At 71.0% G+C, this 14224-nt stretch carries 12 protein-coding genes; 6 read left to right on the top strand and 6 right to left on the bottom strand.

Features of this window, described 5'->3' with window-relative positions; translation table 11 throughout:
• Nucleotides 1-283: 283 nt before the first annotated feature.
• From LQ938_RS14455 to LQ938_RS14465, 3 genes are all read right to left on the bottom strand, one after another.
• A complete protein-coding gene (locus LQ938_RS14455) occupies nucleotides 284-1396 on the bottom strand; it encodes a 5-methyltetrahydropteroyltriglutamate--homocysteine S-methyltransferase (protein ID WP_223723218.1) in 1113 nt (370 codons plus the stop codon).
• A gap of 81 nt (nucleotides 1397-1477) precedes the next feature.
• Nucleotides 1478-2398, bottom strand: coding sequence for a serine hydrolase (locus tag LQ938_RS14460; RefSeq protein ID WP_223723219.1), 921 nt, complete (start codon nucleotides 2396-2398; stop codon nucleotides 1478-1480).
• 76 nt (nucleotides 2399-2474) lie between these two features.
• Entirely contained in the window at nucleotides 2475-4439 is a 1965-nt protein-coding gene (locus LQ938_RS14465; RefSeq protein WP_223723220.1) for a M13 family metallopeptidase, read from the bottom strand.
• Nucleotides 4440-4504: 65 nt separating this feature from the next.
• On the opposite strand from LQ938_RS14465, the gene LQ938_RS14470 reads away from it, so the two are divergent.
• Nucleotides 4505-5830, top strand: a complete 1326-nt coding sequence (locus LQ938_RS14470; protein ID WP_223723221.1) for an MATE family efflux transporter — start codon at nucleotides 4505-4507, stop codon at nucleotides 5828-5830.
• 207 nt (nucleotides 5831-6037) lie between these two features.
• A complete protein-coding gene (locus LQ938_RS14475) occupies nucleotides 6038-7018 on the top strand; it encodes a lytic transglycosylase domain-containing protein (protein WP_223723222.1) in 981 nt (326 codons plus the stop codon).
• Between the two features lie 130 nt (nucleotides 7019-7148).
• Here the strand turns inward: LQ938_RS14475 and LQ938_RS14480 are convergent, their stop codons facing one another.
• Complete coding sequence (locus LQ938_RS14480; RefSeq protein ID WP_223723223.1) at nucleotides 7149-7883, bottom strand: TrmH family RNA methyltransferase; 735 nt, start codon at nucleotides 7881-7883, stop codon at nucleotides 7149-7151.
• Nucleotides 7884-8223: 340 nt separating this feature from the next.
• Between LQ938_RS14480 and LQ938_RS14485 the strand changes: the two genes are divergently transcribed.
• The gene (locus LQ938_RS14485; RefSeq protein WP_223723224.1) at nucleotides 8224-9492 is read left to right on the top strand and encodes an Nramp family divalent metal transporter; all 1269 of its coding nucleotides are present in this window, start codon (nucleotides 8224-8226) and stop codon (nucleotides 9490-9492) included.
• A gap of 9 nt (nucleotides 9493-9501) precedes the next feature.
• Nucleotides 9502-10158, top strand: a complete 657-nt coding sequence (locus LQ938_RS14490; protein ID WP_223723225.1) for a metal-dependent transcriptional regulator — start codon at nucleotides 9502-9504, stop codon at nucleotides 10156-10158.
• A gap of 129 nt (nucleotides 10159-10287) precedes the next feature.
• Here the strand turns inward: LQ938_RS14490 and LQ938_RS14495 are convergent, their stop codons facing one another.
• Nucleotides 10288-11241 carry an SDR family NAD(P)-dependent oxidoreductase gene (locus LQ938_RS14495; protein WP_223723226.1) on the bottom strand — a complete coding sequence of 318 codons (954 nt, stop codon included), beginning with the start codon at nucleotides 11239-11241 and terminating at the stop codon, nucleotides 10288-10290.
• Nucleotides 11242-11361: 120 nt separating this feature from the next.
• On the opposite strand from LQ938_RS14495, the gene LQ938_RS14500 reads away from it, so the two are divergent.
• Nucleotides 11362-12171, top strand: coding sequence for an HAD-IIA family hydrolase (locus LQ938_RS14500; RefSeq protein ID WP_223723227.1), 810 nt, complete (start codon nucleotides 11362-11364; stop codon nucleotides 12169-12171).
• A gap of 264 nt (nucleotides 12172-12435) precedes the next feature.
• Here the strand turns inward: LQ938_RS14500 and pyrE are convergent, their stop codons facing one another.
• Entirely contained in the window at nucleotides 12436-13014 is a 579-nt protein-coding gene (gene pyrE, locus LQ938_RS14505) for an orotate phosphoribosyltransferase (RefSeq protein ID WP_223723228.1), read from the bottom strand.
• A 305-nt stretch (nucleotides 13015-13319) separates the two neighbouring features.
• On the opposite strand from pyrE, the gene LQ938_RS14510 reads away from it, so the two are divergent.
• The gene (locus tag LQ938_RS14510) at nucleotides 13320-14165 is read left to right on the top strand and encodes an exodeoxyribonuclease III (protein WP_223723229.1); all 846 of its coding nucleotides are present in this window, start codon (nucleotides 13320-13322) and stop codon (nucleotides 14163-14165) included.
• Nucleotides 14166-14224: the final 59 nt, after the last annotated feature.

Raw genomic sequence — 14224 nt, forward strand, 5'->3', positions numbered from 1 at the left:
CGCGCGCCAGTTTTCTGCTCCCGCGCCTCAGATCTGAAGCGCGCGAGCAGGATATTGGCGCGCGGGGGCTCTCGCTCCGCTGGGGTGTCCCTGGCGGGACATTCCCCCGCCGGCCCTTGGCCGGCTCCCGCCAATCCCGATGCCAGTCCCGCCAGGAACACCCCCGCTCCGCTGGGTTCCTCACTGCCTCACCGCGAGACTGCAGTTTCGGCGCGAGACGTTGGTTCTCGACCAATGTCTCGACGCCCGACTGCAGTCTCACGGTCAGGGGCGCCAGCGGGGCTCAACCCCAGACGGAGCCGGCGATGTCGACAACGGAGCGGATCTTCGCCCACTGCTCGTCCTCGGTGAGCGCATTGCCCTCCTCGGTCGAGGCGAAGCCGCACTGGGGACTGAGGGCGAGCTGCTCGAGCGGGGCGAAGCGGGCGGCCTCGTCGATCCGGATCCGGATGGCGTCAGCATCCTCGAGCTCGCCGGTCTTGGTCGTGATGAGCCCGAGCACGACGATCTTGTCGCCCTCGGGAAGGAACCGCAGCGGCTCGAAGCCGCCGGCGCGCTCCGAGTCGTACTCGAGGAAGTACCCGTCGTACGGGGTGCCGGCGAGAAGCGCCTCGGCGACCGGCTCGTATCCGCCGGACGAGATCCACGTCGACCGGAAGTTGCCGCGACAGACGTGGGTCGTGACGACGAGGTCGTCGGGCTTGCCGTCGAGGATGCGGGTCAGCATGCTCGCGTACCGGTCGGCGATGCCGTCGGTGTCGATGCCGCGCTCGCGCGCCTTCGCGAGCTCCACGTCGGAGCAGAGGTACGCCCACGCCGTGTCGTCGAACTGCAGGTACCGAGCCCCGGCGTCGTAGAACGCCGCGAGCGCGTCGCGGTACGCCTGCACGAGGTCGTCGGTGATGGCCTCGCGTCCGTCGTACGTCGCGGCGTCGATGTGGCCCGGTTCGAGGCGGAAGTCAAGCACCGTCGGCGCGGGGATCGTGAACTTCGGGGTCGCGCCGGTCTGCGCGGCCGCATCCTGCAGGGCACGGAAGTGCGCGAGGAACGGATGCTGCGCCGAGAACCCGATCGGCCCCGAGATCTCGATCCCCCGCGGCTTCGTCTGCACGCCCTGGAACTGGATGCCGTGGTCGAGCTCGACGATCTCGACGCCGTCGAGGTGGTCGAAGAAGTCGAAGTGCCACCACGACCGCCGGAACTCGCCGTCGGTCGCGACCCGCAGCCCGTTCTCCGATTCGAGGCCGACGAGCCGCTCGATCTGCGTGTCTTCGACGGCGCGCAGCGCATCGCTCCTGAGCACCCCCGCAGCGTGCTGGCGCCGGGCCTCGGCGAGCTCGGCGGGACGCAGGAAACTACCGACGATGTCGGCACGGAACGGAGGGCGCACGGTCATGCTGCGATGCTACGCGGGCCCTCCCGCGGCGGCATCCCGCCGGTCACACGGCGTCGCCGGTGAGGGAGGGCGCCCTCCGGCTCAGAACACGTACTCCATGAGCTCGACGCCGAGGGTGCGGAACGCGTCGTGGGCGCGCAGGCGGTGCGCGATCGAGAGATCGTCGAAGCAGACGAACAGCGCGTACGCCACACCCGCACGCGGGCCGGCGAGCACCCCGGCTTCGGTCCGGATGCCGGGAGCCCGGCCCGTCTTGTTGATGAAGAGCAGACCGTGCTCGTCGTTGTCGTGCGCGAACGGGTCGAGCCCTGTCGACGTGCCCACGAGCGACAGGTCGTGATCGCGACTCAGCCACTCCGCGACCTGCGCGCTCACGCCGGGGCTGACGGCCTCGGAGTTCACGAGCGACGCGAACAGCTGCGCATACTCGCGCGTCGAGCCGAGCGCGACGTGGGGCGCGTCATCCGGGCCGCGCACGTCGCGGAAGCTGTCCATCAGCGCCGATCGGCTGAGCCCGAGCTGCTCGACGCGCCCCCGCACGGCCGGCAACCCGACGCGGGAGAGCAGGGCGTTCGCGGCGAGTGCGTCGCCGGCGGATGCGGCGAGCACCGCGATGTCCGACAGCGGGAGCGCGGGGGCTTTCAGGTGCTGCCAGAGTCCCGACACAGTCACCGGCTCCAGGCCCGCCCGGTCGACGATCTCGAGCGGATCCAGCGTGCCCGCCTCGAACTGCGCCGCCACCTCGACCAGCAGCGGCACGACCCCGAGGCCCGCGATCGGGAGACTGAGGAAGTCGTCGCCGACCAGCACGGCGCTCCCCCGATCGAGGTCGTCGATGCGCACCGACACCTGCGCCCCCGACGCCGCCAGGGCGTCGAGGGCTTTCAGTGTCGACGTGAACGACCGGCGTCCGGCTGCCGCGCGCCGCGGAATCCGTTTCGCTCCGCGACGCGATTCGCGCGCAGCATCCGTCCCTCGTGCGGGTTCGGGCGAGACTGCCACGGTCGAGATCCTTCCCCTGTCGGACTGCTCGGGTGAACGGGCGGGACGACCCTAACCGGTCGTCCTCACTCGGGGGTTACCAGATGGTGACGCGCTTGTCGGCGTCGAGCCACAGGGCGTCGTTCTCCGTCACATCGAATGCCTCGTAGAACGCGTCGATGTTGCGGACGATCTGGTTGCACCGGAACTCGTTCGGGGAGTGCGGGTCGATCGTCAGCAGCCGGATGGTCTCGGCATCCCGGCCCTTCTGCTGCCAGACCTGCGCCCAGCTGAGCAGCAGTCGCTGCACGCCGGTCAGACCGTCGATCTCGGGATCCTCCGCACCGCGGAGCGAGAGCCGGTAGGCCCGGAGGGCGATCCCGAGACCGCCGAGGTCACCGATGTTCTCGCCGATCGTGAGCGCACCGTTCACGTGGTGCTCCGCCGAGAGGCCCTGCGGCACGAGCTCGTCATACTGCGCGATGAGGCTGGCCGTGCGCTCCTCGAACGCGGTGCGGTCGGCATCCGTCCACCAGTCGCGGAGCGACCCGTCGCCGTCGAAACGGCTGCCCTGGTCGTCGAACCCGTGACCGATCTCGTGCCCGATGACCGCACCGATTCCGCCGTAGTTCGCGGCCGCATCGCGCTCGGCGTCGAAGAACGGGTACTGCAGGATGGCGGCGGGGAACACGATCTCGTTCATCAGCGGGTTGTAGTACGCGTTGACCGTCTGCGGCGTCATGTACCACTCGTCGCGATCGATCGGCTGCCCGACCTTGCCGAGCTGCCGGTCGTGCTCGTGAACGTGCGCGCGGCGGACATTGCCTACCAGGTCGGCGGCATCGAGTTCGAGCCCGTCGTAGCTCTTCCACCGCACCGGGAAACCGATCTTCGGGGTGAAGGCGTCGAGCTTGGCGAGCGCCCGCTCCCGCGTTTCCGGGCTCATCCACTCGAGCTCCGAGATGGATTCGCGATAGGCCTCGATGAGGTTCGCGACGAGCTCGTCCATCGCGCCCTTCGCCGCGGGCGGGAAGTGCCGCTCGACGTAGACCTTGCCGACGACCTCGCCCAGCGCCGCCTCGACGAGGCTGACGCCGCGCTTCCAGCGCTCGCGGTTCACCGGCACACCGGTCAGCTGCGTGCCGTAGAAGGAGAAGTTCTCGTCGACGAACTCGTCGGGCAGGAACGCGGCGGCGGCGTGCACCGCCTTGAACCGCAGCCACGCCTTCCAGTCGTCCAGGCGCTCCTCCTGGAGCAGCGCGCCCAGACCCTCGATGAAGCTCGGCTGCGAGACGACGGCCTCGGCGAACGCGCTCTCGTACCCGGGGGCGACGCCCTCGAGCCACGGCTGCAGGTCGATTCCGGAAAGGGCGACGACCTCGTCCCAGCTCTTCAGGTTGTACGTGGCGACAGCGTCGCGGTTTCGGACGTTGTCCCAGTGGTGCGCGGCGAGCTCGGTCTCGAGCGCGATGATCCGATCGGCGGATGCGGCCGCATCCGCTACTCCGGCCAAAGTCAGGATGCGCTCGATGTGCCCGCGGAACGCCGCACGGGTCTCTTCGAACGAGTCGAGCCGGTAGTAGCTCTCGTCGGGCAGCGAGAGTCCGGACTGGGTGAAGAACGGCACGTAGCGCGTGGGGTTGCCCGGGTCGGGCTCGATGTAGAGGTCGATGATGCCGCCGACGCCGTCGCGCTCGAGAGTGCCCACCAGCCGGAGCAGCGAGGGCACGTCGCCGACCGCGTCGATGCGCGCCAGCTGGTCGCGCAGGGGCTCTGCGCCGAGCTCGTTGATCGTCGCGGTGTCGAGGAAGCTGGCGTAGAGGTCGCCGATCTTCCGCGCATCCGTGCCCGACTCGGCACCGAGCGACTCGTCGATGATGGCGCGGACGTCTTTCTCGGCCTGCTCGGCGAGGAGGTGGAACGAGCCCCAGCGGGCCTTGTCCTCGGGGATCTCGGTGCGGTCGATCCAAGCACCGTTCACGTAGCGGAAGAGGTCGTCCTGCGGGCGGATCTCAGCGCTCAGTTCGTCGAGCGCGAGACCGGAACGGGGGGATTCGGTCATGGCGACCAGGATAGGCCTCGGCGCTGGGTACCGTCTCCTCCCACGACGATCAATAGGCTCTGAGAGTGGCAGCGGCACCCGCGACTCTCAACCGGCAGATCCTGGCGCTCGCCGTGCCCGCGCTCGGCGCGCTGATCGCCGAACCGCTGTTCCTGATCGTCGACGCGGCTCTCATCGGACACCTCGGCGTCGTCCCCCTCGCGGCCCTCGGTATCGCTGGCGCGGTGCTGCAGACGATCGTCGGGCTCATGGTGTTCCTCGCGTACTCGACGACACCCGCCGTCGCCCGCCGGTTCGGGGCCGGGCAGCACGGCGGCGCGGTGTCGGCCGGCATCGACGGGATGTGGCTCGCGCTCGGCCTCGGCTTCATCCTGGCGCTCGTCGGCTACCTGACGACGCCCGTGCTCGTCGGCCTGTTCGGGGCGGCGCCGGACGTGACGGCGGATGCGGAGTCCTACCTCGGCATCTCGATGTGGGGGCTGCCGGCGATGCTCATCGTGTTCGCCGCGACCGGGCTCCTCCGCGGGATGCAGAACACGGTCACCCCGCTGTGGATCGCCGGGCTGGGGTTCGCGGCGAACGCCGGCCTGAACGTCCTGTTCATCTACGGCTTCGGCTGGGGGATCGCGGGCTCCGCGGTCGGAACGGTCGTCGCGCAGTGGGGCATGGTCGCGGCCTACGTCGCCGTCGTGGCGCGCCTCGCGCGGCGGCATTCCGCATCCGTCGGCATCCGCCGTGACACGGTCTCGTCGACCGTCCGGGCCGGCGGCTGGATGTTCCTGCGCACGGTGTCGCTGCGCGCCGCGCTGCTGGCGACGGTCGCCGTCGCGACGACTCTCGGCACCGCCGAGCTGGCGGGATGGCAGGTGGCCTTCACCCTCTTCTCGACCACCGCGTTCGCCCTCGACGCGTTGGCCATCGCCGCGCAGGCGCTCGTCGGGCGCGGACTCGGCGAGGGCGACCCGGCGTTCGTGCGGCGGGTGCTCGGTCGCACCGTGGCGTGGGGGGTGTGGTTCGGTGTGATCGTCGGGCTGATCGTGGGGGCGACGTCCGGCGTAATCGGACTCGTCTTCACCTCGGACCCCGACATCGCCGCGCTCGTGCAGCCGGCGCTCATCGTGCTCGCCGTCGCACAGCCGATCTGTGCCGTCGTCTTCGTGCTCGACGGCGTGCTGATCGGTGCCGGAGACGGCCGCTACCTCGCTCTGGCCGGGGTGCTGAACCTCGTGCCGTTCGTGCCGGCGCTGCTGATCCTCGTGTGGATGGGCGCGGCGGGAGCGCCCGGTCTCGCCTGGATCGCCGTGGCCTTCTTCGGCGTCTACATGCTCGCCCGCCTGGCCACTCTGGGGTACCGGGTGCGCGGCGGGAAGTGGATGACCGTCGCCGTCTGACCTGGGCGAGCGGGGTGGGGCCCGGCGTTCGCGGGGTTGCCCGTGCGGGCGGATGCGGGGCGCCCGCGAGCCTCGGATCAGGCCTTTTTCTCGCCCGCATCCAGGAACCGTCCAGAATCGACCGGCAGACTCGACGTTTTGTGTCTGGATTCCCGGCCACCGCACCTCGTCTCCCCCGGCGTAGATTCTTGATACGGAACTGGTTTTATGCTCTCTGATTCATCGTCTTCACCCACCCGCAGAACCCGTCGCCAGGCCGCCCGTCGCAGCCGTCGCCGCCCCGCTTTCCTCACCACCTCGCTGGCGTTCGGGGTCGTCGTCGCCGCGTGCGTCACGGGCATGGCGCCCGCTCAGGCCGGCACCGCCGCCGCCCCCACGTCTTACGCTCTCGCGTCCTACGACACCTCGATCGAATCGATCGGCACGTCCGTCGACACCGCCATCGGCGACGCGCACTCCGACGCCGACGCCGCGATCACCCAGGCAGACACCGCCGTCAGTGCCGCCGCATCCGTGACGGCCGATGTGGCCGCATCCGGACTCGACGTGGGAGACCCGAACCCGACCGTCGACACCACTGCCCTGCAGACCGCGCTGACCGAGCTGCGTGAGGCCGACACCGTCAACGCACCGCTGCTGCCTGCACTCACCGAGCACGTGACCGAACTCGTGGGGCCTGTCGACGAGCGCGCCAACCAGCTGCGCGGCAGCCTCGACGGAGCGAAGGCCAAGGCCGCAGAGGAAGAGGCCGCCCGCGTCGCCGCCGAAGCCGCAGCCGCTGCCGAGGCGGAGAAGGCCGCCGCCGCGGCAGCCGCGAAGCCCGCGTCCTCCGGCTCGTCCGCCCCGCTTCCCGCGCCCTCGGGCGGCGGCAGCGGCGACAACAGCCCGGCCGGCGCCCAGGCGACCGCCCGCGGCATGCTCGCCGGTTACGGCTGGGGCGACGACCAGTTCGGCTGCCTCGTGTCGCTGTGGAACAAGGAGTCGGGCTGGAACTACCGCGCCAGCAACGGCGGCAGCGGTGCGTACGGCATCCCGCAGGCGCTCCCGGGCAGCAAGATGGCCTCGGCCGGCGCCGACTGGCAGACCAACGCCGCCACCCAGATCGCGTGGGGCTTGGGCTACATCTCCGGCCGATACGGCTCGCCGTGCGGCGCGTGGTCGCACTCGCAGTCGGTCGGCTGGTACTGATCTCCCACCGGAACGCCCCGCGGCTCGAGCCGCGGGGCGTTCCGTGCGCGCGGGGTCAGTGGGCCCGGGGTGAGCGGGTACGGGGCGAGCGGGTAAGCGGTTAGTGGGCCCAGCGTGAGCGGTTACGGGGTCAGCGGGCCCAGCGGCGGCACCACTCGTACATCACGACGGCCGCGGCCGCGGCGGCGTTGAGCGAGCGCGTCGAGCCGTATTGCGCGATTTCGACGACGCCGGATGCGGCCGCCAGCGCCTCGGCCGACAGCCCCGGCCCCTCCTGACCGAAGACGAGCACGCAGCGCTCGGGAAGCTCAGCCCGGTCGACCGCGACGGAGCCGGGCACGTTGTCGACCGCGATGAGCGGCATCCGCTCCTCCGACGCCCACGCGGCGAACGCGGTGACGTCCTCATGGTGGAAGACGTGCTGATAGCGATCCGTGACCATGGCGCCGCGGCGGTTCCAGCGTCGGCGCCCGATGATGTGGACCGCCGCCGCACCGAATCCGTTCGCGCTGCGCACGATGGAGCCGATGTTCATGTCGTGCTGCCAGTTCTCGATGGCGACGTGGAACGGGTGCCGGTGGGCGTCGAGGTCGGCGACAATCGCCTCCATGCGCCAGTAGCGGTAATCGTCGACGACATTCCGGGTGTCTCCCGCGGCGAGCAGCTCGGGGTCGTAGTGCGCGTCGGCCGGCCAGGCCGCCGGCCCGCCCGGCCACGGCCCGACGCCGTGCGCGGGTGCCGCATCCGCGCCATCGAGCTCGCCGTCGGGGTCGGCGGGGTAGGCGGGGTGCGGGGCGGGGTGCCCAGCGGGGTCGGCAGGGCGCACGGCTGGGTCGGCAGGGTGTGGAGCGTCCGGATCGGCCATCCGTCCAGGCTAATCGGGCGCACTGTCGCTCCGCGTGGGCGCGCTGCCGCTCGGCGTGGGCGCGTACTGGCCCTGATGGCGCACGAGTCGTCGGATCGAACGCACGCGGGGCGCCTCATCTGCCCCAACCGTGCACATCTGCCCCACCGGTCCGACGACTCACGAACCACCCAGGCAAACTTCGCCCATCTCACGAACCACACGGCCGAATTCGCCCAGCTCACGACCCACACGGCCAGAGCTCCCACAACTCATGACCCCCTCGCCCCCGCCCTGCCGAGACCCGGCACACCCCCGCGCGGCACTTTTCGGCCCACCGAAAACAAGCTAGGTTTTCGGTATGCCGAAATCTCCCCTGGCGCCCCCGGCGAGCCCCCCTGCGACCGGCCGCCGACTGATCTGGCTGCTCGGACCGGCGCTCGTCGCGGGCGTCGCCTACCTCGATCCCGGCAACGTCGCCGCGAACATGACCGCCGGGGCGGCGTTCGGGTACCTCCTGGTCTGGGTCGTCGTCCTCGGCAACCTGATGGCCTGGCTCATCCAGTACCTGTCCGCCAAACTCGGCATCGTCACCGGGCAGAGCCTGCCGCAGGTGCTGGGCGACCGCATCCGGAGTCGTTGGGGCCGGCGCGCGTACTGGTTGCAGGCGGAGCTCGTCGCCATGGCGACGGATGTGGCGGAGGTCATCGGCGGCGCGGTCGCGCTGAACCTGCTCTTCGGCCTCCCGCTCCTGTGGGGTGGTGTGATCACCGGCATCGTGTCGATGATCGTGCTGACGGTCCAGACGCGCCGCGGCGCGCGCGCGTTCGAGTCGGTCGTCGTGACGATGCTGGTGGTCATCGTCGTCGGTTTCTGTGCGGGCATCATCGCTTCGCCGCCGGATGCAGCGGCCACCCTCGGCGGGCTCGTGCCGCGATTCGAGGGCACCGAGTCTGTGCTGCTCGCCGCATCGATCCTCGGCGCGACGGTCATGCCGCACGCGATCTACGCGCACTCCTCGCTCGTCCGCGACCGGTTCCCCCTGACGGCCGCGACGGCGACGGTCGGCGGCGTGCGGGAGCGCCGCCTGCTCCGCGCGACCCGCTGGGACGTCACGATCGCCCTCGCGATCGCCGGCACGGTGAATCTCGTCATGCTGCTGCTGGCGGCGTCGAGCCTGGCGGGAGTGCCGGGCACCGACAGTCTCGAGGGCGCGTACGCGGCGCTCCGTGACGGTCTCGGCCCGGTCATCGCCACGCTCTTCGCCGTGGGCCTGCTCGCGAGCGGGCTGGCCTCGAGCTCCGTCGGAGCGTACGCCGGGTCCGAGATCATGAGCGGGCTGCTCCGCATCCGGGTTCCCCTGCTCGCGCGACGGGCCGTCACCCTCATCCCCGCGCTCGCGATCCTCGGCGCGGGAATCGACCCGACGCTCGCCCTCGTGCTCAGCCAGGTCGTGCTGTCGTTCGGCATTCCGTTCGCGCTGATCCCGCTCGTGTGGCTGACCGCGCGGCGCGAGGTGCTGGGCGATTTCCGCAACCGGATGCTGACGACCCTCGGGGGCGTGGCCGCATCCGTGTTCCTGGTGACGCTGAACATCGTGCTCATCTGGCTGACGGTCACCGGCGGGTAGCCTGGTCGCGTGCCTTCTTCCGCCGCGGTCGACGACTATCTGAAGGTCGTGTATCAGCACACGGAGTGGCAGGACGAGCGCATCACGCCGTCGCAGCTGGCGCAGCAGCTGGGCCTTGCCCCGTCGAGTGTGACCGAGATGGTGCAGAAGCTCGCCGCCGCCGGGCTCGTCGATCACCGCCGGTACGGCCCGATCCGGCTGACCGAGGGCGGCGCGCACCGCGCGGCCGCGATCGTGCGGCGGCACCGACTCGTGGAGACGTGGCTCGTTCGCGAGTACGGCTACACCTGGGACGAGGTGCACGACGAGGCGGAGATCCTCGAGCACGCCCTCAGCGACCGTCTGCTCGATCGGATCGATGCGCAGCTGGGTCGTCCGCGGTTCGATCCGCATGGCGACGCGATTCCGGATGCGGCGGGCCGCACCGAGCGGGTGCCGTTCATCATGCTCGGCGACGCCCCGGCCGGGCATTTCGCGCGGGTGCTGCGGGTCAGCGACCGCGACCCGCAGTTGCTGCGCGAGCTCGACCGCCTCGGTGTCGATGTGGGTCGAGAGCTGACTGTCGTGGATGCGACCGCCCCGGCCCTCGATGTGCGCTTCGCCGGCGACTCGGATGCGGTGGCCCTCCCGCGCGAGGCGTACGACGCGATCTGGCTCTCGGCCTGACCTCCCGCGCGGGCCGACGACTCTCACCCGCGAGACGGGATCTTCGCGCCGAGACAGAGGGGTAACCCCACGGTCTCGGCGCGAAGATCCCGTCTCGCGGTTCGGCAGGGGGCGGGCAAGGGGCGCGGGTCAGCGGCGGGCGGCCTCGAACGGCCACCGCATCCGCGTCGCGTTCTCGCACATGACCCACAGCCGCTCGCCGATGGCGGGATCGCGCGTGAGTTTGGCGGGCTGCGCGCGGCGCGGGGTGCCCCGCGCGATCAGGCGCGGACCCCAGAACTCGCCGCCCTCGATCGCCGGGTCGACGAGCGCGCGCACGAGCGACCACGCGCCGTGCTCCTTGGACTGCGTGACCGGCGCCTGCAGGTTGTCGGTGAAACGTCCGAGCCGCGACGGCTCGTTGATGCCCCGGATGCCGCGCGTGCGCCCGCTCGGTGCGTACCCCGGATGGGCGATCACGCTCGTGACGGGCACGTGGTGCGCGCGAAGCCGCCGATCGGCTTCGAGGCCGACAGCCGTCGTGACGGTCTTCGACTGCACGTACGCGCGCCACGGCGTGTAGCCCTCGGTGAGCTGTACATCCACCGGATCCTTCGCGCCGAGCGATGTCGACATGCTGCCGAGCCACACCATCCGTCCGCGCCGCGCCGCCAGCGTCGACAGCAGCGCCCCCGCGAGCGCGTAGTGGCCGAGGGCGTTGGTGGCGAGCACGAGTTCGTTGCCGTCGCGCGTCGTCTGCCGGGTGGCCGGGGCGTGCACCATCCCCGCGTTCAGCAGCAGCCCGTCGAGCCGGCCGCGCTGTCGCACGGTGGCCGCGGCGGCCCGCACCGAACCCAGGTTGCTGGTGTCGAGCAGCAGTGTCTCGACCGAGCCCGCTGCATCCGGAAGGTCGGCGGCCAACGCCTTCCGCGCGGTCGCGAGGCGGTTGGGGCTTCGGCCCGTCATGATCACGTGAGCGCCGGCGCCGACGAGCTGGCGGCTGGAGAAGAAACCGAGTCCGGCGTTCGCGCCCGTCACGAGGTACGTCCTGCCCCGGAGGTCCGGCAGGCGGCGGGGATCCCAGTCCTCGGCGCTCGAGCTCACGGGTTCGAGACTAGTGCCGCCCGGATGCCCCGCGGCGACCGTGCCGCAACGCCGCGTCGACGCCGTCCGGTGGCGTGCCCCGGGGAGGCGCGAGCGCACGGTGCGCTCTAGGCTGTGGCCATGCGCACGCGTGATGACATCGAGTGCTGGCTCACCGACATGGACGGCGTTCTCGTCCACGAGAACCAGCCCATTCCGGGAGCGGCGGAGCTCCTCCAGCAGTGGCAGTCGCAGGGGGTGCCGTTCCTCGTTCTGACGAACAATTCGATCTTCACGCCTCGCGACCTCAGCGCCCGCCTGCGCGCGTCGGGACTCATCGTGCCGGAGGAGTCGATCTGGACGTCGGCGATGGCGACCGCCGAGTTCCTGCGCGGTCAGCGCTCGGGCGGCTCCGCGTTCGTGATCGGCGAGGCGGGGCTTACGACCGCACTGCACGAGGCCGGTTTCACTCTGACCGAGACCGACCCGGATTATGTCGTCGTCGGCGAGACCCGCAACTACTCGTTCGAGGCGATCACGAAGGCGATCCGCTTCCTGATGACGGGCGCGCGATTCATCTCGACCAACCCCGATCCGACCGGCCCCTCGGCCGACGGCCCCCTGCCGGCGACCGGGGCGATCACGGCGCTCATCACCAAGGCCACCGGCAAGGAGCCGTACGTCGTCGGCAAGCCGAACCCGATGATGTTCCGCTCGGCGCTGAACCGGATCGGCGCGCACTCCGAGACGACCGGCATGATCGGCGACCGCATGGACACCGACATCGTCGCGGGCATCGAGGCGGGCCTCCACACGGTGCTCGTGATGACGGGGATCAGCGACGAGAACGAGATCGTGCGGTACCCGTTCCGCCCCGACGAGATCCTCGCCTCGGTCGCCGATCTGGTCTCTCCCGAGCCGCTCGAATCAGAGATGCCCGAGGGCATCTGACCGTGGACGACCGCACGCTCATCCTGATCGTGTCCGCCGTCATCCTGCTCGGCACGCTCGCCGCGTTCCTCGTGCAGTACTTCCGTCGCGACCGCGACTGAGTTTCCGCCGCGGATGCGGGGGCGTGGCGGGGGCGGCGGATGCGGGGGCTTGCGCGGCCGGCGGATGCGGGGGCTTGCGCGGCCGGCGGATGCTGCGGCCTGCGCGGGCGAACGCTGACGCGCAGCCACCGGCGCCCGAGCCCGCGGCCCTACGGCTGCCGTATTACTGCGGCTGCAGACCCAGGTCGTCGAGGTCGATCGCGGCGAGCCACTGGAGCCCCTCGGCCTCGACCGCGGCCTGCGCACCCGTGCGTCGGTCGACGATGACGGCGACCGCGACGGGCTCTGCTCCCTCGCGGCGGAGGGCTTCCACGGCCTTGAGCGCTGACTGGCCCGTGGTGGACGTGTCTTCGACGACGACGACGCGCTTGCCGGCGACATCCGCGCCCTCGATCTGGCGTCCGCGGCCGTGGTCCTTCGGCTCCTTGCGCACGACGAACGCGTCGAGCGGCGTGCCCGCATGCACGGATTCGTGCATGACCGCGTTCGCGATCGGATCCGCGCCGAGGGTGAGACCGCCGACCGCGACGACGTCGTCGACCCGGTTCACGAGGTCGAGCATGATGCGGCCGATCGCGGGGGCGGCGCGGTGGTCGAGGGTGAGCTTGCGCATGTCGACGTAGTACGTCGCCTTCTTACCGCTCGAGAGCGTGAAGTCGCCGTGGAACACCGCCTCGTCGCGGATCAGGGCGATGAGGGCCTGGCGGTCGGCTTCGATTTCGGGCGTGGATGCGGCGGTCACGACGTCGAGTCTACGGAGCGTTGCGCCGGCGCTCCGCCCGAGCACGGGTGCGGGGCGCGGGTCACGGACGCGGGCGGCAGGTCGCGGGGTCGCGGATGCGGGGTCGCGGGCACGGGCGGCGCGGCGCGGGGTCGCTGCAAGGCGCGGGGTCGCGGCACGGTCGGCGGCGGGGCACGCGCGGCGGTCGCGACGTCGGGTCGCGGCACGGTCGGGGGCGGGACGCGGGCGTCGGTCACGGTCGCGGGCGGAGGCGGCAGCATCCGGTTGCGCGATGCACGTCGCACCCTCGTCTTAGGCTGGTGCCCATGCGCCTGGCCACCTGGAACGTCAACTCCATCCGCGCGCGCGTCGTGCGCACTGTCGAGTTCGCGGTGCGCGAGAACATCGACGTGCTCGCGATGCAGGAGATCAAGTGCAAGCCCGAGCAGTTTCCGTACGCGGCGTTCGAAGAGGCCGGGTACCACGTCGTGGCGCACGGGCTCAACCAGTGGAACGGTGTCGCCATCGCGAGCCGCGCGCCGATCGAAGACGTCGAGTTCGCCTTTCCGCAGATGCCCGGGTTCCTCAAGGGTGCCGAGGGTCCGGATGTGCCACAGGAGGCGCGCGCGATCGGCGCGACCATCGACGGCGTGAAGGTGTGGAGCCTGTACGTGCCGAACGGGCGCGGGCTCGACGACCCTCACTACGTCTACAAACTGGACTGGCTGTCGGCGCTCACCGAATACACCCGCGCGACCCTCGCCGCGCAGCCCGATCTGGCGCTCGCGCTCGTCGGGGACTTCAACATCGCCCCACTCGATGACGACAACGGCGACCCGACGCTCGTTCCGGGTGTCTCGACCCACATCTCTCCGCCGGAGCGTGAGGCGTTCCGCGCGCTGGAGGCCGCCGGGCTGCAGGACGTGGTCCGACCGCTCGTGCCCACCGGTTACACGTACTGGGATTACAAACAGCTGCGCTTCCCGCGCAACCAGGGGCTGCGCATCGACTTCATCCTGGGTTCGCACGCGTTCGCGCAGGCGGTCTCGGGCGCCGCGATCCACCGCGACGAGCGCAAGGGCGAGATCCCGAGCGACCATGTGCCCGTGGTGGTCGACCTCGACCTCACCTCCCCCGAGGACGACGACGACCGCCCGATGATCTTCGGCTGACCCCCGGCCCGCGCCGCCGCTCCCGCCCCGCCACCGCCACCGCCACCGCGAGACTGCAC

The sequence above is a fragment of the Microbacterium sp. cx-55 genome (assembly GCF_021117345.1).
Lineage (GTDB): Bacteria > Actinomycetota > Actinomycetes > Actinomycetales > Microbacteriaceae > Microbacterium.